Origin of the sequence: Bradyrhizobium sp. 76 (assembly GCF_023073025.1) — a bacterium.
In the GTDB taxonomy this organism is placed as follows: domain Bacteria; phylum Pseudomonadota; class Alphaproteobacteria; order Rhizobiales; family Xanthobacteraceae; genus Bradyrhizobium.
On record NZ_JADPIS010000090.1, the window covers coordinates 1,013,257 to 1,033,136 of the forward strand.

Consider the following 19,880-nt stretch of genomic DNA (forward strand, 5'->3'; position numbering starts at 1 on the left):
CGACCACCCATGCTCAGCACCTCGTGCACCATTAGGCTTACCGATAAAGGTTTTCAGCGGGAAGGCATCTGAAGCGCCTGCCAATTAGGGTAGCATCGGGTGAAACCAGTCCGCTAGCGTTCGTTGCCTCGCGTTGAGTTTTCAGCTGTCTACATTGAAAATCCTTGCCGGCCAGCCTGATGGCCGTGGCAGCCTTTCGCTGATCAAGCAGCATTTGGCTGTATTCTACACCAGCGGACCGGAATGGACTGCGCGGATGAAGTTGCTTGCTGAGCGGGCTCCGCAGCTGGACATTTTCGCGCAAAGGCTTGTGGTGCGAGATGCTGGCGATTGGGTCATCACCGAGGAAGGCCGCGCCGTTCTTGAAGCACTTGAGCGGCCGGTGCCTGACGATTCATCTTGTTCAGCAGAGGCGACAATTTCCGAAGGCGTCTCTCGCTTGCGAACCGCGCCGACAAGATCCTTGGAGCACCGTAAGCGCCGCACGAAAAAGCGCAGACATCGAGGGTCAGAGTCGTCTGCCTGAAGGCATCGAAGGAGGCAGCAGAAGGGCCGCTGTTTTGAGCAGCGGCCCTGCCGGGTGTGCAATTGGATCGAAATGAAATCTTTGACCAGCCCCGGTAAGGCAGCGTCTCCGTTGCCAGATGTTCCCGCCATAATGCATGTGAATCGGAGACGCTAAAAAAGCGGCTCATCGCCGAGCGCGCCTACCGGTGGCGACCGGGGAGCAGTCGGGCCGGGCGTCGTTGCGGCTGATCCTAAGTCAGGCGGTTGCAGGCCCGGGCGATGCCAGCCACTCGCTAATGCGGGAGCCTTTTCAGCTCGCCGCTTGTGGATTAGGGCCTCGCGGACGGAGGTGCGGGACTTCTTGTCTCGACATTGTCCAGGTCGTTCTTGACGCGACACCTGAGCGCCTGGCTCTGGAGCAGCGTAACCGATGCTGCAATCTGTTCCCGAGACCGGCGGAGCATTTCCGCCGACATTTGCTTAGTCCCGAATTGAGGCTGCGGGTCCGTCTCGAACGGATTGTGTGTGAGCATGGCAGATTTCCACCCTCCTGCTCACTTAACATAGGTTAGAAAACGTGGCCGACACAGTCCAAAAGTAGGCGTTCATGGCCAATTTCGGCCGAGTTTACCAGCGGGGGCCGGCCGCTGTGCCACGACGTTCTCTCGAATTCCCATAGACCGTGAGACAGGTGTGTGACAGTCTTTTTCAGCGCGAACGAACAAGCATCCGGATCGCACCGGCTAAAAAAATTGCTAGCGGAGGAGACGTGATGAGCGAGAACTCATTGACCGCAGCTCAGTGCGACGAAGTTGAGAAGGCGATGCGCGAAGATGCCGCTGCGCTGCCGCCCGGATCGCCGATGAAGCAGAAACTGTTGCAGATGGCGAAGGACTATCGCCTTTTGGCAGACCTAAAAAAAGCAGTGCTTCGACAAGTACACTGATTGGGATAAAGGCGTGCGGTTGCGGTCGGTTGTTGGCGGATCTGCGACTTCGGAGGCCATGTTTGACGCGCGGTCTGCTCGACTGGCGCTCGGCGGGTGTGACCCAATGCGCATTAGGCTTGATCTAAATCGAGAAGATATGCGAGGACCAAGTCTTCGGTCTGCACTTTGAGAGCGGCGTCTCGATAGATGACGATCTCGGCTTCGTCGGCTCTGCGAACGCTCAACTTGGCGTTCGAGGAGCAAAGCGGCACGCCGTTCGATGACATTGTGATCAGGTCCTCACGAACCCATCCCTCCTTGCATAGCTCGAAGGCTTCGGGGAAATTCTTAGCTTCGAACGCAAACGTAGCTTTGCCGTCAACTTCCATTGCGAATACGAAGCCCGAGAAAACGGTCATTGATCTCACTATTCAGGGGCATCGGTCAGCCGCGGCCAAAGTACCGTCACACAAATGTTTTTGAGGCGCAATGACCAGACTGGACATCCAGGCCAGCCCAGAGCCATGTTAAGGCAGCATAGCTTGGGATTGGTAACCAGGTACAATGCGGGCGGGGGTAGTGTAATGGCGTCAGTGCTTCTGATCGAGGATGAAGCGCTCATACGCATGATGATAGCGGACATGCTGTTCGAACTAGGTCATAGCGTCGCTGGGGAGGCTAGCGAATTACAGAGCGGGCTTCTGCTTGCTTCCGCACCGGGCGTTGATGCCGCCGTCCTCGACATACAGCTTTGCGACCACAGTTCTGTCCCCATCGCAGAAGCGTTGCAAGGCAACGGCATCCCGTTTGTGTTTGCGAGCGGATATGGATCGGACGGCGTGCCTGAAGGATTTCGGAATTATCCGACCCTTCAAAAGCCCTTCACAATCGAGGAGCTTGAACGCTGCTTAGCGACTCTGTTGCGCTAACAAACGCCAGTAGTCTGCTGCATGACGCGTGCGAGGTCTTCTTCAGAGAACGGCTTCCTAAGCATCGGGAAGCCATCACGCCTCCGCTCGCGGCCAGATAGCTGAAGAACCTTAAGCGTCGGACGAATGCGCGTGGCACGCTCGGCTAGTTCATGACCATCCATGCCGGGCATGTTGATGTCGGTGATCAAGATCGAAATGCTCTGCTGTTGCGTCAATTTTTCCAGAGCTTCATCGCCGCTGTGTGCGCATACGACCTCGCAACCGATGTCTTCGAGCATGCTCGCGATCACGTCGAGCACGCCGGCATCATCATCGACAACGAGAACTGTATGGGTCATGAAAGAACCTCTGCGTCTTAACATATGTGAAGCTCAGAGGTTCCGAATGTCATCCCTTTGTGGTTGATTCGCCCTGACCAAATCAACGCCTAGGCGCAGACCACGACTCGCACGGACCAGTGTGCGGCCGGCTCAGCAGCGCCCACCTGCCTTGACGGAACCGGAACCTTCTTTGTACGTTTTGTCTCTGTGCATCGATTGGGAAACGGGCATGGCACGGCGTAGCAGGATCATCCAATCTAGCTCCCTTGAAGTGCGGCTTAGGCAGGAAGCGAAGCGCCTTCGCGAAGAGGCCTTGCAACTCCCTCCGGGTGCTGCCCGCGAAGAACTGATCCGAAAAGCTCGGCAAGCGGAAACCGGTTCACACATGAGCGAGTGGCTGGCATCCCCCGGGTTGCAGCCGCCTAACTGACCGGTCAGATCGAGATAGAACGCCGCCCCAGGTATCGAGGGCGTTCCGCTGGAAGAACGCTCTATCACATCGCGTTCTCTAGCCGTTCGGCGGCCGTTCTCGTTGACGTTGAAAATACAACCTGGAATCGCGACTGCGGTTGTATGTGAGAACGCGCGGGAACGCCGCATTGGCCTCGCAGTTGGAGAGTCCTAAGTAAGGTAGGTAGACTGCCCCGCCGTCGGCTCCCCCACCGACGGCGGGCTTTTTGTGAGTTGCGTATTGGCAAAGCGTACCCAAGCATCGGCCAAGAAATCGCGAGACTCCATGCCGGGCTTTATCGGCCCCCAGCTTGCGACCCTGAAGATGAAAGCTCCTTCGGGGGCTCAATGGATTCACGAAGTCAAATACGACGGCTACCGCATCCAGCTCCATATCGACGGCGACGACCGTAAGGCCTTCACCCGCAACGGCTATAATTGGATCAACCGGTTCGCCGTCATTGCTGGCGCCTTCGACATCCCAGGTCAGGCTATCGTGGACGGGGAAGTGGTCGTCATACACGAGGGACGAACCAACTTCTCCGAACTTCAGGCCGACCTCGGTAGAGGCGACCAGGACCGGCTGGTTTACTTCGCCTTCGATCTCCTGTGGCTGGACGGCGTAGACCTCCGCAAATATGCGCAGCTTGCCCGCAAGGAGCTGCTGAAGGAGCTGATGGAAGAGAATGAGCTGGAAGCACCCATCTTTTACAGCGAGCACCATGAAGGTGACGGGCAGGCGCTGTTCGAGGCGGCCAGCAAGCTGAACTACGAGGGCATCGTCTCCAAGCGGGTTGATGCCCCGTACCGGTCGGAGCGGGTCGAGGCCTGGCAGAAGATCAAGACCGTGCAGCGCGAAAAATTCCCCGTCGTTGGTTTCGTCAAGGACCCATCCGGCGTCGCTGCGCTCTACCTTGGCAAGCAGGAAGGGAAAGAGCTGCGCTACATGGGCAAGGTCGGGACGGGCTGGAGCCGGACGAAGTCGGCGGAGATCCGCAAGGCTCTCGATACGGTCGTCAGTCCGAAGCAAAAGCTCACCACGCCCGTCAAGAAACCGAAGGCCACCTGGGTCGAGCCAAAGTTCTATGCCGACATCGAATACCGCGACATCACCTCCGAAGGCCTGCTGCGGGCCAGCTCTTTCAAGGGGCTGAGCAAGGGAACGCGGCGTTCCTGACGGCGTTTTCTCCACGAGTAAGCGGAGTACCGGCATGCCGGATCGCGTAACCCAAGCGGTAAAAGAAGCCCAAGCCATCCTGGCACGCTATGTCGAGCCCGGCCCGAGGGACTGCGAAAAGACGATCAATGACCTGCTGACCGTTCTTGACGATGAACGGCTTGTACAGGCGATGGACGAGGAAGTTGAGCGACAATCTCACCAAGCGGGGCCAGCGCGACCGCAGCAAGATCAACATGCATGATCATTTCGAGGTCAAGTACTGGACCAAGCAGCTTGGTGTCTCGAAGGACGAGCTGCAGAAGGCTGTCGACAAGGTAGGCAATTCGGCCGCCGCTGTTCGCAAACAATTGGCGGCGTAACCGAGGCGCGCGGTATGCTTGCGATCTTTGGAGCAAGGCCCGCGCGCTTTTCATGCCATGATTAATCCCAATTTTCCCATCTGCTTAGGTTTTATCTGCGCCGGACCGGCCCTGGAGCGATAAGCTCGGCTGCCAGTTGTGGCGCCGGTGAGCCGTGCGCCTGCAACAGGTCGCCGGACATAAACGCGGGAATCGAAGAGCCGGATTCCAGCCGTATCATTCCGGACTCAACCGAGAAAAAGCGTCGCCACTAAGCACGGTGAGGACGTCAAGCGACCTTGTGAGGTGCCGGCATCATTTCACTGATTGCCTCCGAGCGCGCGTCCTAGTCGCTCTAGTTCAAGCGTTACGCAGAATAGCGCGAACAACGAGGCTATGAGTTGCAGTCCGCGACGGATCATGAGCCATAGATCGGCACCTTGATGGATCTCGGGCAAATGCCTGAAGAACACGACGCCGAACAGCGAGCCACCGAAAATAAAGGCAAGACGCCCCAGAAATAGGAACAAGTGGCTCAAGATCGGATTCGAGCGCGGAGGGGGAAGCGGCACGCGCCGCAGGCGATACCAATAGGCCACCTGCATCGCGATGATCATTACCGGTGCAGCAAGATTGTCAGACCGCTCGAACGGCAGCTGCTCACCCGGATAGTTCATCAAATGCCGAAATTCGGGCAAGCCCTCCAAGATTATGAAGAGGGCTCCACTCAGCTGAACCAAAAGAAGAACCAGATAGAGGGTTCGCGATTTCAAATCCGTCATACCGAACACCGGTTGCCTTCTGCCTCCGAATAGCCCTGCTGCCCGACTTGCTGATCGCCTTCGTGATCTTCATGATGTGACCTATCATTCATTGATCTAGCGCAAGGGGCTCCGCCGCGTCCGACTGCCCAGACCGGTGATTGGTAATCCCGAGGCGACGGCGAACCATGACGCCTCCCTTAACTGGGAGCGAGCAAATTGCCTCCACAATATGGAGAGTCCAGATTGCAACCGTCGGAATAAAGCGTATGATTCTAAGGTGATTTGCGAACGATGGGGGGCAGCATGGCAACGGCAGACCTCGTTGTCATTGTCGCCTTCATTGGGCTCAGCGTTCTCTCAGCATCTTTCGCGTACATGCTGGTGCTGGGCTAGGCTTCTTCCAGGGTCGCACTAGTGAATGCGATCCGTCCGGTACATTCAAGATTGCACTGCGCTCACCACGCCCTTTCGCAGAGGCGCCAAGTTGGTCCACCTGCGTGGGAGGCTGTTGGCCGCTCCGCGGCCTTCAGCGCGCAAATCACGTCGCTGAATCTGCAGCCATAGGAATCCACCGTAGTCTACGCCGATCGCCCCGAAGCCCATGCGCTGCTGCGGCGAATGAAGGTCGCCGGCCTGTCAAGGTACGAGCCCGATGCGCTGGCAGCGAGGGCTGAGCGCGAGCGCAAGGCGTCCTGATGGCGCATTCGGAACCAATTGGCTCAGGCTTTCTTGAAGTTAGAGGCGATCACGCTGGCGGCTAAGGCACACCATGTCCGACCCGGATAATTTCCGTAAGGCCGCAATTCAGTATCTGGGCTGGGCTGTCGAAGAAATTGACAAAGCAGGCAACCGAGAGGCCGCGCGCCACGCCCGCGCTGCGTTGAAATGCCTGCAGGAGGTTGCGCCGTCGCGAGATTGAAGGACCCTCGCCATATAATCTCGCTCTCCGACGACGAACTTACCGCCATCATGGATGCCGCCGCGCCGCTGCAACCGCACCAGAGCAACCAGTTCTTGCGCGATGTCAGCGCCGAGCTGGAGCGCTATCTGGAGATCGATCTCGGTGTCATCCATCGGGTCATCGCGAAGTGCAGCGCGCGCATCTCAACCCGTCAGGACTTCAGCACCAAGCGTCAGCCAAGTTCGCCTGCTGTGAGGATGTGGCCGCGAACATCGAGGCGCTCGCCTTCGCCATCGTCGCGCTGATGGTGGCATTAGGCGGTGATGGCGGCGGGATTTATACTGGTCGGTTTTCTAAACTTGATCGTTCAACTGGCGAGACCACGCCAGCAAGGTGCCCGATTCTTCGAACAAGATGTTCGAGAAACACTGGGGCGTCCGGGGAAAGGACGGTGCGGGTTATCAGCTTTCTCAGGTCAGCCTTTATGTAGAGCCCGGGGCTGTCGAAATTGTTCATTCCGAGACCACTATACTGATCCGGTCGCATGTCGGTTCCGTCTAGGTTAACGCACATCGGCCCTCGGAAACTCATGGTTGTCATTCTGATCTCACGCTCGGCCGCGAAACCGTTGCCTTTGAGGAATGCTCTTTCGCCTGCCTGATTGGCTTCATAGTGGGACATGACATGGGAAGTCAGATTGACGTATTGGACACGTCCAATCAGAGAGACGCGCGGATCACAATAGACATACTGACTGAGAAGATCGATTGTCGAAACAACCGCAACACCTTCAGGGATGCCCGCATAGTCCCGCCACATTGCGGGTGATTCTTCTTCACTGCAAAACCAACAGTTCGCGAGCGTTAACTCCCGACCATCTTCCACGTTTCGGCTGCTTGAATTCTTGATTCGCTCTGTAAAGCTTGGATTGTTCTTGATCATATCCCATTGAAGGAATCGCTCCGTCATTTCCCTTGCGGCTACAGCCGGCATGGCGCCCTCGTCGGCATCCATCGATAGCAGCGTTTTAAGCTTTGGAAACCAAAGAGCACTGTAGACCATCATCGAAACGTACTTGGGAAACGTGAGGTATCGCCAAACATGAAGATTGAGATCGGCTTGAGTTAAGTGACGTAGTTCGAAATTTGCCACGGTGATTTCCATCGATTTGCGAATCGGGATCACTTCACGATGGCACAATGCAGGGTAGTGAGACGAGGACTAGGACGTTTGTCTTGGTTATTCACAGAGACTCGCTGATGTTGCCTGACTCGTCGATCCTGTGAGCGGTTATCGTCGGTAGGACGACATCCTTCAGTTGCGGGTCGGCCGGATCGCCATGCATTCCAATAATGAGATGGGCCTTCATTACCATCGCCCGCGAAACGAACGTTTCGGGTGCGGCAAAAACCAATCGATCAAGCTGACTCTGCTTGATACCGAAAGCGTTGAATATGGCCATGAACGCCGTTCGGCCCGCAAAATCCACGGCCTTCGCGAATTCAAAGTCCGGCTCCCGCTCCTGAATCGATTCCTCAATCTGTTCTCGTGCTCGCCCGTGCATCAATCCATTCCTGATGTCGAACAGATCACCTTGAATCTGCGAGCTGATCTTTAGGCGCGTCAGGAGGGCTTCTATCCGTTGCTTTTGAAACGGTCGATGAGTGGATACTTCGTCACAACTTGGACAAATGAGATCAGAACGGCATTTCTGGCATTTGTCGGCAACGACACGTTTGTCGGTTGTAGTCTCTGCGATCAATTCCAACACAAACCAAAAGTACTGAAACTGATCCTCCATTAAGGCGGAGCCGACTCCTGCCGAGTACCAGCGTAGGGCGCGATCCACTGCGACGGAGCTTGGAGATCTTTGCAGTTCTTTGACGCTTTCGAGCAATTCGGCCGTTATCGCTTCCGGTTGGTCTCTGTAGCCTTCGTGATCGAGGGACGGGTAACGCTGTGACGCGCGGCTCGGCGTGACATCGTATCGCTCGCTGTCATCCGTCTCGATGTTGATCGAATGAGGATTGAAGTTGACCAGCGGGACGAGACCGAGACTCGTCCTTTCGTGATCGAAACACCATCCAACCATGAACGACTTTGCAGCCAGGATTGTCTCGTGCCCATGTGCCAGCGTTGTGGTGACAGGCGAATTCTTTATGATTTGAATCGACCATCTTGTAGGCGCGACGATGCCCGCTTGTCGGCGCGCATAGAGTCGCCTTGCGAGCATCAGCAGCTCATCCACGAATCAACCTCCGGAGTAATCCGTCATTCGGAGATCGTAGCAGAACCGGCGCGAACCAGCCGCAAGGGACCCTGAACGGGCGCACGGGGGGGAACTCCACCGGGCTCCACAGGAAGTTATTCGAAGCGCCTTATTCGCGCGCCGGTCGGATCGCGACACAAATGCGGACACAACGAGTTCAGCGCATTGATATATTAGCGCCTTTTGCCCTTGCACTTACCCTGCGCAGTGGAAAGAGGCCGCGGGAGCTGCGACCGGGCTCGGAGCCGGTCCGCCTATGCAATCAGGCGGCGAGCCGTTGCCCCTCTTTCCCTAGGGCCTTAGCGACAGGCGCGCCAACGATCCGCCGCAGCTCGGTGGCGATTCCGTCCAGCACCGCACGCTTTTCTTTCATCCGGCGGGAGTGGTTGTAGACCTTGCCCGTGACGGTCGGCACGATGGTGTCGCCCTTCTTTGTCACGGTGTGGTCAAGGCATTTGGCAATGGCAGCATCGTCAAACCCGAGATCGCCGGCCAACGTCGCGGCCGTCCTGCGCAAGTCGTGCGGCGTGAACGGCTTGAGACCCAACAGATCACAGATCCCCGACGTCTTGGATTTGTCCTTATTCTTCTCGTGTTTGGTGCCACGTAGCGCGTCGGCCATTGCCTTGCGATGGATCGGTTGGCCCTTGTACAGCGGGCTTTCGAACACAAACTGCTGATCCCCGGAGGCCAACGCCTCCCGGATGATCTCTACCGCGAGATCGGACAGCGGCTGCTGGATCACCCGCCGCTTCTTGACCCGCTTGAGCGGTACGTCGAAGCGCGGGTGGTCGCCGTCGAGGTCGAATAGTTCATCCCGATGCGCACCGAGCAGTTCGCGCGAGCGCAGCATCGTCACCAGTTCGAACTTGAGCGCGAGGCGGGTACGGCGGTCATGGGGGAGGTCGTTACGATCCAGTCCGTGCCAGAACGTCCTAATCTCGTCTTCGGAGAGGACTCGGGTACGAGGATGCTCGGAGTCGAGCTTGGGCAGATTGATGCAGGGGCTCGCCGTCACATAGTCGCGGCCTGCCTCGGCCGCCCAGTTGAACAGGCCCGAAGCCGCCTTTCGCATGTGACGTGCGTTGCTGACCGACGGCTTGCCGAACTTGCCTGCGACGATGTCGTTCGAGAGTGTTGCGATGTCGTGCTTGGTGACGTCTCTCGCGAGTGCTTTTCCAAGACGCGCACCGAGGAAGCGGCGCAGGTGGCTCGCCGTATTTTCCCATGCCTCCAACCGGGGCCGCATCTCGCCGTCCGGCTTCTTGACCTGCGTCTTCATCCACTCGATCCGCTCCTCAATGATCTCAGTGACTGTCTTGCCGCGCTTTGCGGTTTTGGCCTTCTGGTCCCGGAAACTCTCGGCGAGCGCCGCGGCACCCAGTCCCTTGAGTCCGTAGACCTTGCTGCGGGCGTCATCGACGGTGAAGGTCTCCGGATTGTAGACGCCAAGCCAGCCGGTGCGCTGCTTGCCGGTCTGCCGGTCGGTGAACTTGAACGAGAAGGTCGCCACGCCCGCCTCGGTGACGCTGACATAGAGGCCGGGGCACTTCCGGTCGTAGAGCTTGGTCCGCTTGGCCACCCGTTTCTCGCACAGGCGGTCGGTCAGGATGACGCTGCTATTGCGGCCGCGCTTGCGGGTGGGGGAGGGGACGATGCTACTATCCATTTGGTTTCGGCTCCTTAGGCTTGAGACCAAAGGGCTCGGCTTTGAGACTTCCAGCTTGTCGTGCGGACGCTGAAAGCCGTAGGGCCGGGCCCTTGATTTGGTGAAGCCCGCTGAAACAGCCCGGATCAGGCTAGTCGAAAAGCGCTTCTGTTAAAGGGTTTTCTTAGTTTCGGCGTGTTTCACCGAATACCAAAATATAGACGTGTGGTCCTGGCCGTCGTTGCTACGGTCAAGCTCTGGCGAATGCGGCATCTGCGTCAACCGGCGCGGTGTCGGTGAATTTCGTTGGGGTGAGGGAGGCCAAAAGGAACTCGGCTCCCGGGAGAGCACGGCATAAGCCGTCCAACCATCGCGCAGGGAAGGCCGAGTGATTGGCTACACCTGTATGCTGCTGTGCGGTTTTCCTGCGTGTGCTTTTCGCGCAGCGGACCGCGGGTGCCAGCCGGCACCCGGCCTTCCCTGCGCCCTCTTGGATTTGAGGGTGGAGTGACCAAGCAAAGCTCGGGCGAAACGCGCCGCGAGGATGCGAAGGCGTGTCTGCAAATCGAGCCTGCATTTGGAGGATGAGGATGCTGGCCCCTTGCTTCGTCATTGCGAGCGCAGCGAAGCAATCCAATCTGCCGCCGCGGAGGGATTCTGGATTGCTTCCGCCTTCGCTAAAGGAGAGAGTGTGCGCCACACTCCGTTCTCGTGCCGGACGCAGCGCAGCGTCTCTTCGACGGTGCGTTGCAGCGCTTCCGGGACACGAGAGTGGGGCGGCGCCTCGTTCTAGCCGCTGAGTATCCTACGGCAAGCTTCGACGAACACCTGGGCGCCGGTGACGATGTCGACGTCGGCGGTGTTCTCGGTCCAGTGATGGCTGATGCCGCCGATCGACGGTACGAACAGCATGCCCGCGGGCATGATTGTCGCCAGCATCTGCGCATCATGGCCGGCACCGCTGGGCATGCGAATGGATCGTCCGCCGGCCAAAGTCTTGCTCGCGGCTTCGATCGCGTCCTGGATGCCTGCGTTCATCATGGCCGGCGCGCCGGTGCGCAGTTTTTCCACGGTGACGGTGCAGGGACCCTTCGCGCTGGCCTCGTCCGCCATGCTCCGCAGCAGCTGCTCAAGCCGCGCGATGACCGATGGATCGTCGTCACGGATCTGGAACAGCATTTCGGCGCCACCCGGAATGATGCTTGGCGCGCCCGGATCGAGCGTGATGCGGCCGGTGGTCCAGACCGTGCGCGGGCCGCAGCTCTCGGGAAAACGCTCGTCGATGGCGACGCAGAACTTTGCCAGCGCCAGCCCGGCATCCTTCCGTGCAGCCATGCGGGTGGTGCCGGCGTGATTCTGCTCACCGACGAAATTGATCTGGTATTGCCAGATGCCGACGATGGAGGTGACGACGCCGACCGCAAGGCGACCGCTTTCGAGCGTGTCGCCCTGCTCGATATGGGCTTCCAGATATCCGACGTGCCGGCCCGGCTCGGCGGTGATGCGCGGTCGTCCTGCGAGCCCCATGTCGGCGAGTGCGTCCCGCATGGTGCGGCCGCTGGTGCGGTCGCGTGCGGCATCAATGTCGGGCTCGCTCACTTGCCCGACATAGGAGCGCGAACCGAGGAAGTGCCCAAAGTGTCCTTCCTCGTCGCACCAGGCGGCAATCTCGACCGCGCCTTCGAGCGAGGGATCAGCATTGAGCACGCGCGCCGCTTCGAGCGCGTAGACGACACCGAGCGGGCCGTCGAGCCAGCCGGCGTAGTTTTGGCTTTCGAGATGCGATCCCGCGAGCAGCTTGGGTCCCGCCTTTGCGCTGGTGCCGAAGACATTGCCGATGCCGTCGATCGCGGCGGAGAGGCCCGCGTCGGGCAGCTTCCGCACCAGCCAATCCAGCGAAAGCTTGTGCGGTTCGGAGAAGGTCGGCTTGTGCACGCCGGTCTTGTAGGCGCCGATGGCACGGAGCGCATTGAGATCGGCGAGAAGGCGCTCGCCGTTTGCGCGTGAAAAGGTGTCAGGCATGCTCGGCAACCTTCAACGCCTCGGTGCGGATCTCCTCGACCAGCCGTTCCTTCAACTGCACGAATTCGGGCGTGGTCTTGATCTTGTAGGAGCGCGGATGCGGCAGGTCCACGTTGATCTCGGCCTTGATGCGGCCGGGGCGTGCGCTCATGACGATGACGCGGCTGCCGAGGAAGATCGCTTCCTCGATGTCGTGGGTCACGAACAGCACGGTCTTCTGGTCGCGCTCCCAGATCCCGAGCAGCATTTCCTGCATCAGGGCGCGCGTCTGGTTGTCGAGCGCGCCGAAGGGCTCATCGAGCAGCAGGATCTTGGGATCATTGGCGAGCGCGCGCGCGATCGCGGTGCGCTGCTGCATGCCGCCGGAGAGCTGTTTCGGCCAATGGTTCTCGAAGCCGGACAGGCCGACCTGGCGGATGAAGGCGTCGGCGATCTTGTTTCGCTCCGCCTCGGATACGCCACGCTCGCGCAGGCCGAAGGCGATGTTCTCGCGTACCGTCAGCCAGGGAAACAACGTGTAGGACTGGAACACCATGCCGCGATCGGCGCCCGGGCCAGTCACCTCGCGTCCATCGAGCACCACGCGTCCGCCGGTCGGGCGATCGAGGCCGGCGACGATGCGAAGCAGCGTGGACTTGCCGCAGCCGGAAGGGCCGAGGATGGTGACGAAGTCGTTGTTGCCGATCACGAGATCGGTCGGCTCCAGCGCCCTGGTCGGGGCGTTGCCGTGGCGCGCGGGAAAGGTTCGCGAGACCTGTTCGATCTTGAGGATCGTCATGCGAGCCTCCAGGGAAACAGCCACGCGTTGAACGCCTTGAACAGGAAGTCCGAGACCAGGCCGATCAGCCCGATCACGATGATGCCGAAGATGATCTGGCCGGTGTTGAGCAGCGCCTGGCTGTCGGTGATCATGTGGCCGATGCCGGAGGAGGAGCCGATCAGTTCAGCGACGATGACATAGGTCCAGGCCCAGCCCAGCACCAGCCGCAGGATCTCGGCGATCTCAGGCGCGGAGGAGGGCAACAGCACGCGGCGGATGATGCCACGGTCGCTGGCCCCCAGTGTATAGGCCGCCTCGACCAGGTCGCGCCGCGTCGTGCCGACGGTGACCGCGATCATCAGGATGATCTGGAACACCGAGCCGATGAAGATGACGAGCAGCTTCTGCAGCTCGCCGATGCCGGCCCACAGGATCAGGAGGGGAATGAAGGCGGAGGCTGGCAGATAGCGCGCAAAGGAGACGAACGGTTCGAGGAACGCCTCGACCGGCTTGTAGGCGCCCATCAGCACGCCGAGCGGCACCGCGATGAGCGCGGCGAGCACGAAGCCGCCGACGACGCGCCAGATCGTCATGCCGATGTCGAACAGGAAGCCCTGTTTGATGATCAGATCGATGCCTTCCTGCACCATGGTCAGCGGGTTGGCGAGGAACACTTTCGACACGTGGCCGCCGAAGGTCGCCCAGGACCAGAGGGCAACGAACACTACGAAGAACGCAAGGCCGTAAGCCACGCGCTGCCTTGACGTCACGGGATCGAGGGGACGCATCAAACTGTCTATCCGGGCGGTGAACAAGTTTGCCGGCCCCGCCGCGAGACGGGGCCGGCGGCTGCTAGGAGATTTACTTGATGTAGCTGGCGTCGAAGAGATCCTCGACCTTCGGCGCGGCCTTGATGATGCCGATCTCGAGCAGGAGGTCGGCGGCCTCCTTGTTGAAGGTCAGGAAGTCGCCGGCGAAGAATTTCTGGTTCGCGGCCTTGTCCTGCCAGCGCAGATACTTCGCCGAGTTGCCGAACGCCTCGCCGGTCTGCTTCACGTCGGCACCCATGATCTCGTAGGCCTTGGCCTGGTCCTTGGCGATCATGTCGAGGGCCTCGAAATAGCTGTCGGCGAGCGCCTTGGCGGCCTTCGGGTTCTCGGTGAGGAATTTCGGCGTGCAGCCGAACGTGTCCATGACCATCGGATAGTCGAGCGTGGTCGCGATGATCTTGCCCTTGTCGGGTGCGGCACGAACCGTCGACAGATACGGCTCATAGGTCATCGCGGCATCGTTCTGGCCGGAGACGAAGGCCTGCGCGGCGGCGGCCGGCTCGAGGTTTACGACGGTGACGTCCTTCACCGACAAGCCGTTCTTCTTGAGCATCCAAGCCAGCGCGAAATAGGGCGAGGTGCCGGGCGCGGAAGCCGCAACCGTCTTGCCCTTCAGATCCTTGATCGCGGCGAGCTCGTTGCGCACGGCCATGCCGTCGGCGCCGTAGCTCTTGTCGAGCTGGAAGATCTGCTTGGTCGCGACGCCGTTGGCGTTCCAGGAGATCCAGGTCTCCACGGTCGTTGCCGCGCACTGGACGTCACCGGAGGCGATTGCGAGATGGCGATCCTTCTGCGGAATCTTCTTGATGGTGACGTCGAGGCCGTTCTTCTTGAAGATGCCGGCTTCCTTCGCCAGCGTCAGCGGCGCGAAGCCGGTCCATCCGGAGATGCCGACGCCGACCTTGACGTCGTCGGCGAGCACCGGGGTGGAAGCTGCGAGGGCAATGATTGTCGCAAAAACTTTCGAACTACGCATGATTGTCGTCCTCTTGCCGATCGATGGATTGACGTCCTGTTGATCTTGGTCGGTCCTCGTGGACCGCTGCCCGAAACGTTGCACGATTTGTGCCGACATCGTCCTCTCAGCCTCCCTTGAAACGGGCGACAAGGCGGTGAGAGTCACCGGGATAGAGCAGCCGCACCGCGGTGATCGTGCGCGCGCTGCGCCAGGTATAGCGGTCGATCACGAGGCAGGGTGCGCCGACGGCGATGTCGAGCGCCTCCGCCGTGCGATCGTCCGCGACGATGGCGCTGATCGTATGCTCGGCCTCTGTCCATGGCACATGGTGAAGCAGCCACGAGCCGGGTGGCTCACGCGAAAAATCTGCGGTCGCCGCATCCGGCACCGACGCGAGATCGATCAACCTGTCCTCGACGGCGAAAGGTACGTTGTCGGCGCTGTGGCGGCAGGTGATCGCGACCACCTTGCCGGCCTTCTTGACACCGAGGCGGTCACGGTCGGCCGCGGTCGCGGCGCGGAGCTTGCGACCGATCAGCTCGTAACCGTAAGCGCGCCCGAGCGCGGTGATCTCGGCGCGCATGTCGGCGATCTTGAGCACGGCAGACTGATGTTGCGGCCGGCGGACGAAGGAGCCGGCACGTCGCCGCCGCTCGATCAGGTCGGCTTGCGCGAGCTCCGACAGCGCCTTGTTCACGGTCATGCGCGAGCAGCCGTAGCGCGCGACCAGTTCATGCTCGAACGGGATGCGATGCCCGGGCGGCCATTCGCCGGTCAGGATGCGCTTCTCGATGTCGGCGCGGATCCGCTTGTAGAGCGTCGGCTGGTCCGGTGTATCAGTGGCGAGACTCATGGAACGAGCCTCCGCACCGATGCGTTGAAGTGTTCGCGCGCGGCCTGGCGCAGTCTGTGCCGGCCGCCCTCGACGACCTTGTCGCCGCCGGCCCAGACGCAATCGATCGCGCCGCTGCCCGCGGCAAAGATCCAGCCGTCGATGGCGGCGTCGCGCGCGCGGCCCGCCAGCGAGGGATGCGTGGTGTCGAGCGTGACGATGTCGGCGCGCGCACCTGGGGTGAGACCGATGGACATCTGTGCCAGTGCCCGCGCGCCGCCTGCAAGCGCATGATCGAACAGCGTGCGTCCCGTCGAGCGCCCCGCGCCGGCAGAGAGCACGTTGCGCTCGCGGTGCTTGAGCCGTTGGCCATATTCGAGCTGGCGCAGCTCGTCGGCGACGCCGACCAGCACGTTGGAATCCGTGCCGATGCCAAAGGCACCGCCGGCACCGACGAATTCGCGAGCCGGGAAAATGCCATCGCCAAGGCTCGCCTCGGTAACGGGGCAGAGGCCGGCGACCGCGCCGGTCTTGGCGAGGGCGGCCAGTTCCTCATTCGTCGTATGGGTGGCGTGAATGAGGCACCAGCGTTGATCGACGGGCGCGTGCTCCAGCAACCATTGCACCGGACGTCGTCCGGACCAGGCCAGGCAATCCTCGACTTCCTTCACCTGCTCGGCGGCATGAATATGGACCGGGCCGCCGTCCGCGAGCGGAAGGATTGCCGCAAGCTCGGCCGGCGTCACAGCGCGCAAACTGTGCGGCGCGACGCCGATGTTGGCACCCGGCAATGTTGCGAGCGCCTTGCGCGAGGCGCTCACCAGCGCGGCGAACTGATCAACCGTGCAGATGAAGCGGCGCTGGCCGGCATGCGGTGCTGCGCCGCCAAATGAGCCATGCGCATAAAAACTCGGCAGCAACGTCAGCGCAATACCCGAGGCTTCGGCGGCCTGCGCGATGCGTGCGGCCATTTCGCCGATGTCGGCGTATGGCGAGCCGTCGCGATCGTGATGCAGATAATGGAATTCGCCGACGCGGGTAAAACCCTGCTCCAACATCTCGACATAAAGCAGTGTCGCGACCGCCGCGACATCGTCAGGCGTCATCGCCAGCGCAAAGCGATACATCGTCTCGCGCCAGGTCCAGAAAGTGTCGGTGCTATCGCCGCGCAGTTCTGCGAGACCCGCCATGCCGCGCTGGAAGGCGTGGCTGTGCAGGCTCGCAAGTCCCGGAAGCGCGATTTGGTGGCGTTCGTCGCCGGTGGCCGGGGCCACGCCCGGCGTCACCTCGGCGATCGCGCCGGCGGTGATCACCACCTGCACGTCATTGGCCCAGCCCGAAGGCAGGAGCGCGGAGGCGAAATGCAGTCGTGTCATGTTTCCATGCCGGCTGGACAGAACCGCGACACGATTATATGTCTAGACATATAAGTCAAGCATCCCACGCGAAGGGACAGTTGCATGGCAGAACGCTTCGACCGGATCTGGCATAACGCCCGGCTCGCCACGATGCGGGCCGATCGTCCCGATCTCGGCGAAATCGAGCACGGCGTGATCGCCGCGCGCGCCGGCCGTATCATCTATGCGGGGGCGCAGGCCGATTTTCCGGCGAATGCCGATACAGCCGAACGCATCGATTGCGAAGGGCGTTGGATCACGCCCGGTCTCGTCGATTGTCACACCCATCTGGTCTATGGCGGCAACCGCGCCCACGAATTCGAGCTGCGCCTAAAGGGCGCGAGCTACGAGGAGATCGCGCGCGCCGGCGGCGGCATCGTCTCGACGGTGGCCGCGACACGCAAGGCAAGCGAGGCCGAGCTCGTAGCACTCGCGCTGCCGCGGCTCGATGCGCTGATTGGCGAGGGCGCCACCACGGTCGAGATCAAATCCGGCTACGGCTTGGACACCGAGACCGAGATGCGGCAGCTGGCCGCCGCGCGCACTCTGGGCCGACAGCGGCCGGTCGCGATCCGCACGTCGTTTCTTGGCGCGCATGCGCTGCCGCCAGAGGCCGATGGCGACAAGGATCGCTACATCGATCTCGTCTGCAGGGGGATGTTGCCTGCGGTCGCGAAGGCGGGCCTCGCCGATGCGGTCGATGCCTTCATGGAAGGTATCGCATATTCCGGGGAACAGACGGCGCGGGTGTTCGAGACGGCGAGGCGGCTTGGACTGCCGGTCAAGCTGCATGCCGACCAGCTCTCGAACCTCGGCGGTGCCGCGCTCGCCGCACAATTCTCGGCGCTCTCGGCCGATCACCTCGAGCACACCGACGAAGCCGGTGCCGCCGCGATGGCAAAGGCTAAAACGGTGGCCGTGCTGTTGCCCGGCGCCTTCTACTTCATCCGCGAGACGCAAAAACCGCCGGTCGAAGCATTCCGCAAGCACGGCGTTGCCATGGCGCTGGCGACCGACTGCAATCCGGGCAGCTCGCCCCTGACATCGCTCCTGCTCGCCATGAACATGGGCGCGACGCTGTTCCGGATGAATGTGACCGAGTGCCTTGCCGGTGTCACTCGCGAAGGCGCGCGAGCGCTCGGCGTGCTCCATGATACCGGCACGCTCGAGGCCGGCAAATGGTGCGACCTTGCGATCTGGGACATCGAGCGCCCTGCCGAGCTGGTCTACCGCATCGGCTTCAATCCGCTGCACCGCCGGGTGTGGAGGGGACAGTGACGGAGCCGCGCGCGCCGATCGTCGTCAAGCCGGGAACGGTCAGCCTCGATGATCTCGCGTGCGTGCTCGAAGGCACATCTGTCGTTCTCGATCCCTCGTTCTGGCCGCGCGTCGACGCGGCCGCGGAGATCGTGGCAAGGGCCGCGCGAGCGGATGCTCCCGTCTATGGCATCAACACCGGCTTCGGGAAGCTGGCGTCGAAGCGCATCCCGCCCGATCAGACCGCGCTGCTCCAGCGCAATCTCATCGTCTCGCATTGCTGCGGCGTTGGCACGGCGACGCCCGAACCGATCGTCCGCCTAATGATGGCGCTGAAAATCATCTCGCTCGGGCGCGGCGCCTCCGGCGTGCGCCGCGAGGTGATCGAGCAGCTGCAGGCCATGCTGGCGCGGCGCGTCTCACCGCTGGTGCCGCAGCAAGGTTCGGTCGGTGCTTCCGGCGATCTCGCGCCGCTCGCGCATATGACCGCTGTGATGATCGGCGAAGGGCAGGCGATCGTCGACGGCAAGACAGTGTCGGGCAGCGAGGCGCTCGCGGCCGCCGACCTGCCGCCACTGACGCTCGGTCCCAAGGAAGGGCTCGCGCTGATCAACGGCACGCAATTCTCCACCGCCTACGCCGTCTCCGGTGTGCTGCGCGCATTTCGCATGGCTCGCGCTGCGCTCGTCACCGGCGCGATGTCGGTCGATGCGGCGATGGCCTCGACGGCGCCGTTCCGCCCCGAGATCCAGGCGCTGCGCGGCCATTCCGGACAGGCCGCGGCTGCGGCAACCCTGATGGCGCTGCTCCACGGCAGCGACATCCGCCTGTCGCATCTCGAAGGCGACGAGCGCGTGCAGGATCCCTATTGCCTGCGCTGCCAGCCGCAGGTTGCGGGCGCGGCGCTCGACCTGATCGTGCAGGCGGCGCGGACGCTTGTCGTCGAGGCCAATGCCGTCACCGACAATCCGCTCGTGCTGGTCGAGACCGGCGAGATCGTCTCCGGCGGCAACTTCCATGCCGAACCGGTGGCTTTTGCCGCGGATACCATCGCGCTGGCGCTGTCGGAAATCGGTGCGATCAGCGAGCGGCGCATCGCGACGCTGGTCGATCCCGCGCTCAATTTCGGCCTGCCGCCGTTCCTCACTCCCGATCCCGGTATCAATTCCGGATTCATGATCGCCGAAGTGACGGCGGCCGCGCTCTATGCCGAGAACAAGCAGCGCGCCGCCGCCTGCTCGATCGACTCGACCCCGACCAGTGCCAACCAGGAAGACCATGTCTCGATGGCCGCGCATGCTGCGCGGAGGCTGTCGGACATGGCCGACAATCTCGCCACCATCCTGGGCATCGAGCTGCTAGTCGCCGCCCAGGGCATCACGCTGCGCGCGCCGCACGCAACCAGCGCGCCGCTCGCTGCCGTCATCGCCACACTTCGCGAGCAGGTGCCGCCGCTCGGCGCCGACCGCTACATGGCCGGCGATCTCTCCAAGGCTGCAGCGCTGGTCGAGGCCGACGCGCTGCCGGCTGCGGCGCTCGCCGTGCTTTCAACCGACCCGTTTCCGACACTTGCCTGACGAGGTGTTC

The 19,880-nt window shown here is 61.5% G+C and carries 20 protein-coding genes; 8 read left to right on the plus strand and 12 right to left on the minus strand.

From position 1 onward, the window contains the following. Nucleotides 1–154: 154 nt before the first annotated feature. Nucleotides 155–526: a hypothetical protein gene (locus IVB48_RS21455; RefSeq protein WP_247402673.1), complete on the plus strand. Its 372-nt coding sequence runs from the start codon at nucleotides 155–157 to the stop codon at nucleotides 524–526. 753 nt (nucleotides 527–1,279) lie between these two features. Continuing rightward, nucleotides 1,280–1,453, plus strand: coding sequence for a hypothetical protein (locus tag IVB48_RS21460; protein WP_247402676.1), 174 nt, complete (start codon nucleotides 1,280–1,282; stop codon nucleotides 1,451–1,453). A gap of 113 nt (nucleotides 1,454–1,566) precedes the next feature. Here IVB48_RS21460 and IVB48_RS21465 read toward each other — a convergent pair whose 3' ends face one another. Then, complete coding sequence (locus tag IVB48_RS21465) at nucleotides 1,567–1,854, minus strand: hypothetical protein (RefSeq protein WP_247402679.1); 288 nt, start codon at nucleotides 1,852–1,854, stop codon at nucleotides 1,567–1,569. Nucleotides 1,855–2,019: 165 nt separating this feature from the next. On the opposite strand from IVB48_RS21465, the gene IVB48_RS21470 reads away from it, so the two are divergent. Continuing rightward, nucleotides 2,020–2,364, plus strand: a complete 345-nt coding sequence (locus IVB48_RS21470; protein WP_247402682.1) for a response regulator — start codon at nucleotides 2,020–2,022, stop codon at nucleotides 2,362–2,364. On the opposite strand, the gene IVB48_RS21475 is transcribed toward IVB48_RS21470, so the two are convergent. Next, a complete protein-coding gene (locus tag IVB48_RS21475; RefSeq protein ID WP_247402684.1) occupies nucleotides 2,361–2,705 on the minus strand; it encodes a response regulator in 345 nt (114 codons plus the stop codon). The two genes, IVB48_RS21470 and IVB48_RS21475, sit on opposite strands and share 4 nt — an antisense overlap. A gap of 718 nt (nucleotides 2,706–3,423) precedes the next feature. On the opposite strand from IVB48_RS21475, the gene ligD reads away from it, so the two are divergent. Further along, nucleotides 3,424–4,314, plus strand: a complete 891-nt coding sequence (gene ligD / locus IVB48_RS21485; protein WP_247402689.1) for a non-homologous end-joining DNA ligase — start codon at nucleotides 3,424–3,426, stop codon at nucleotides 4,312–4,314. A gap of 185 nt (nucleotides 4,315–4,499) precedes the next feature. Beyond that, a complete protein-coding gene (locus tag IVB48_RS21490) occupies nucleotides 4,500–4,676 on the plus strand; it encodes a DUF3606 domain-containing protein (protein WP_247402692.1) in 177 nt (58 codons plus the stop codon). A gap of 299 nt (nucleotides 4,677–4,975) precedes the next feature. On the opposite strand, the gene IVB48_RS21495 is transcribed toward IVB48_RS21490, so the two are convergent. Then, entirely contained in the window at nucleotides 4,976–5,437 is a 462-nt protein-coding gene (locus IVB48_RS21495) for a hypothetical protein (protein ID WP_247402694.1), read from the minus strand. Nucleotides 5,438–6,388: 951 nt separating this feature from the next. Here IVB48_RS21495 and IVB48_RS21500 point away from each other — a divergent pair. Next, on the plus strand, nucleotides 6,389–6,625 hold the full coding sequence (locus tag IVB48_RS21500; RefSeq protein ID WP_247402697.1) for a hypothetical protein: 237 nt from the start codon (nucleotides 6,389–6,391) through the stop codon (nucleotides 6,623–6,625). Nucleotides 6,626–6,656: 31 nt separating this feature from the next. Here the strand turns inward: IVB48_RS21500 and IVB48_RS21505 are convergent, their stop codons facing one another. From IVB48_RS21505 to IVB48_RS21545, 9 genes are all read right to left on the minus strand, one after another. Then, the gene (locus IVB48_RS21505) at nucleotides 6,657–7,472 is read right to left on the minus strand and encodes a hypothetical protein (RefSeq protein ID WP_247402699.1); all 816 of its coding nucleotides are present in this window, start codon (nucleotides 7,470–7,472) and stop codon (nucleotides 6,657–6,659) included. Between the two features lie 91 nt (nucleotides 7,473–7,563). Beyond that, the gene (gene mauJ, locus IVB48_RS21510; protein ID WP_247402702.1) at nucleotides 7,564–8,568 is read right to left on the minus strand and encodes a methylamine utilization protein MauJ; all 1,005 of its coding nucleotides are present in this window, start codon (nucleotides 8,566–8,568) and stop codon (nucleotides 7,564–7,566) included. A gap of 283 nt (nucleotides 8,569–8,851) precedes the next feature. Beyond that, the gene (locus IVB48_RS21515) at nucleotides 8,852–10,258 is read right to left on the minus strand and encodes a site-specific integrase (protein ID WP_247402704.1); all 1,407 of its coding nucleotides are present in this window, start codon (nucleotides 10,256–10,258) and stop codon (nucleotides 8,852–8,854) included. A 768-nt stretch (nucleotides 10,259–11,026) separates the two neighbouring features. Continuing rightward, complete coding sequence (locus IVB48_RS21520; protein ID WP_247402706.1) at nucleotides 11,027–12,259, minus strand: Zn-dependent hydrolase; 1,233 nt, start codon at nucleotides 12,257–12,259, stop codon at nucleotides 11,027–11,029. Beyond that, nucleotides 12,252–13,037: an ABC transporter ATP-binding protein gene (locus tag IVB48_RS21525; RefSeq protein ID WP_247402708.1), complete on the minus strand. Its 786-nt coding sequence runs from the start codon at nucleotides 13,035–13,037 to the stop codon at nucleotides 12,252–12,254. The genes IVB48_RS21520 and IVB48_RS21525 overlap by 8 nt, the downstream gene beginning before the upstream one ends. After that, nucleotides 13,034–13,807, minus strand: coding sequence for an ABC transporter permease (locus IVB48_RS21530; RefSeq protein ID WP_247403049.1), 774 nt, complete (start codon nucleotides 13,805–13,807; stop codon nucleotides 13,034–13,036). The genes IVB48_RS21525 and IVB48_RS21530 overlap by 4 nt, the downstream gene beginning before the upstream one ends. A gap of 73 nt (nucleotides 13,808–13,880) precedes the next feature. Further along, on the minus strand, nucleotides 13,881–14,825 hold the full coding sequence (locus tag IVB48_RS21535; RefSeq protein ID WP_247402710.1) for an ABC transporter substrate-binding protein: 945 nt from the start codon (nucleotides 14,823–14,825) through the stop codon (nucleotides 13,881–13,883). A gap of 106 nt (nucleotides 14,826–14,931) precedes the next feature. Then, nucleotides 14,932–15,660 carry a histidine utilization repressor gene (gene hutC, locus IVB48_RS21540; RefSeq protein WP_247402712.1) on the minus strand — a complete coding sequence of 243 codons (729 nt, stop codon included), beginning with the start codon at nucleotides 15,658–15,660 and terminating at the stop codon, nucleotides 14,932–14,934. Beyond that, the gene (locus tag IVB48_RS21545) at nucleotides 15,657–17,015 is read right to left on the minus strand and encodes a formimidoylglutamate deiminase (protein ID WP_247402713.1); all 1,359 of its coding nucleotides are present in this window, start codon (nucleotides 17,013–17,015) and stop codon (nucleotides 15,657–15,659) included. Before IVB48_RS21545 ends, hutC begins: the two co-directional genes overlap by 4 nt. Before the next feature lie 84 nt (nucleotides 17,016–17,099). On the opposite strand from IVB48_RS21545, the gene hutI reads away from it, so the two are divergent. Both hutI and hutH read left to right on the plus strand, forming a co-directional pair. Continuing rightward, the gene (hutI, locus tag IVB48_RS21550; RefSeq protein ID WP_247402715.1) at nucleotides 17,100–18,314 is read left to right on the plus strand and encodes an imidazolonepropionase; all 1,215 of its coding nucleotides are present in this window, start codon (nucleotides 17,100–17,102) and stop codon (nucleotides 18,312–18,314) included. Next, nucleotides 18,311–19,870: a histidine ammonia-lyase gene (gene hutH, locus IVB48_RS21555; protein WP_247402717.1), complete on the plus strand. Its 1,560-nt coding sequence runs from the start codon at nucleotides 18,311–18,313 to the stop codon at nucleotides 19,868–19,870. Before hutI ends, hutH begins: the two co-directional genes overlap by 4 nt. Nucleotides 19,871–19,880: the final 10 nt, after the last annotated feature.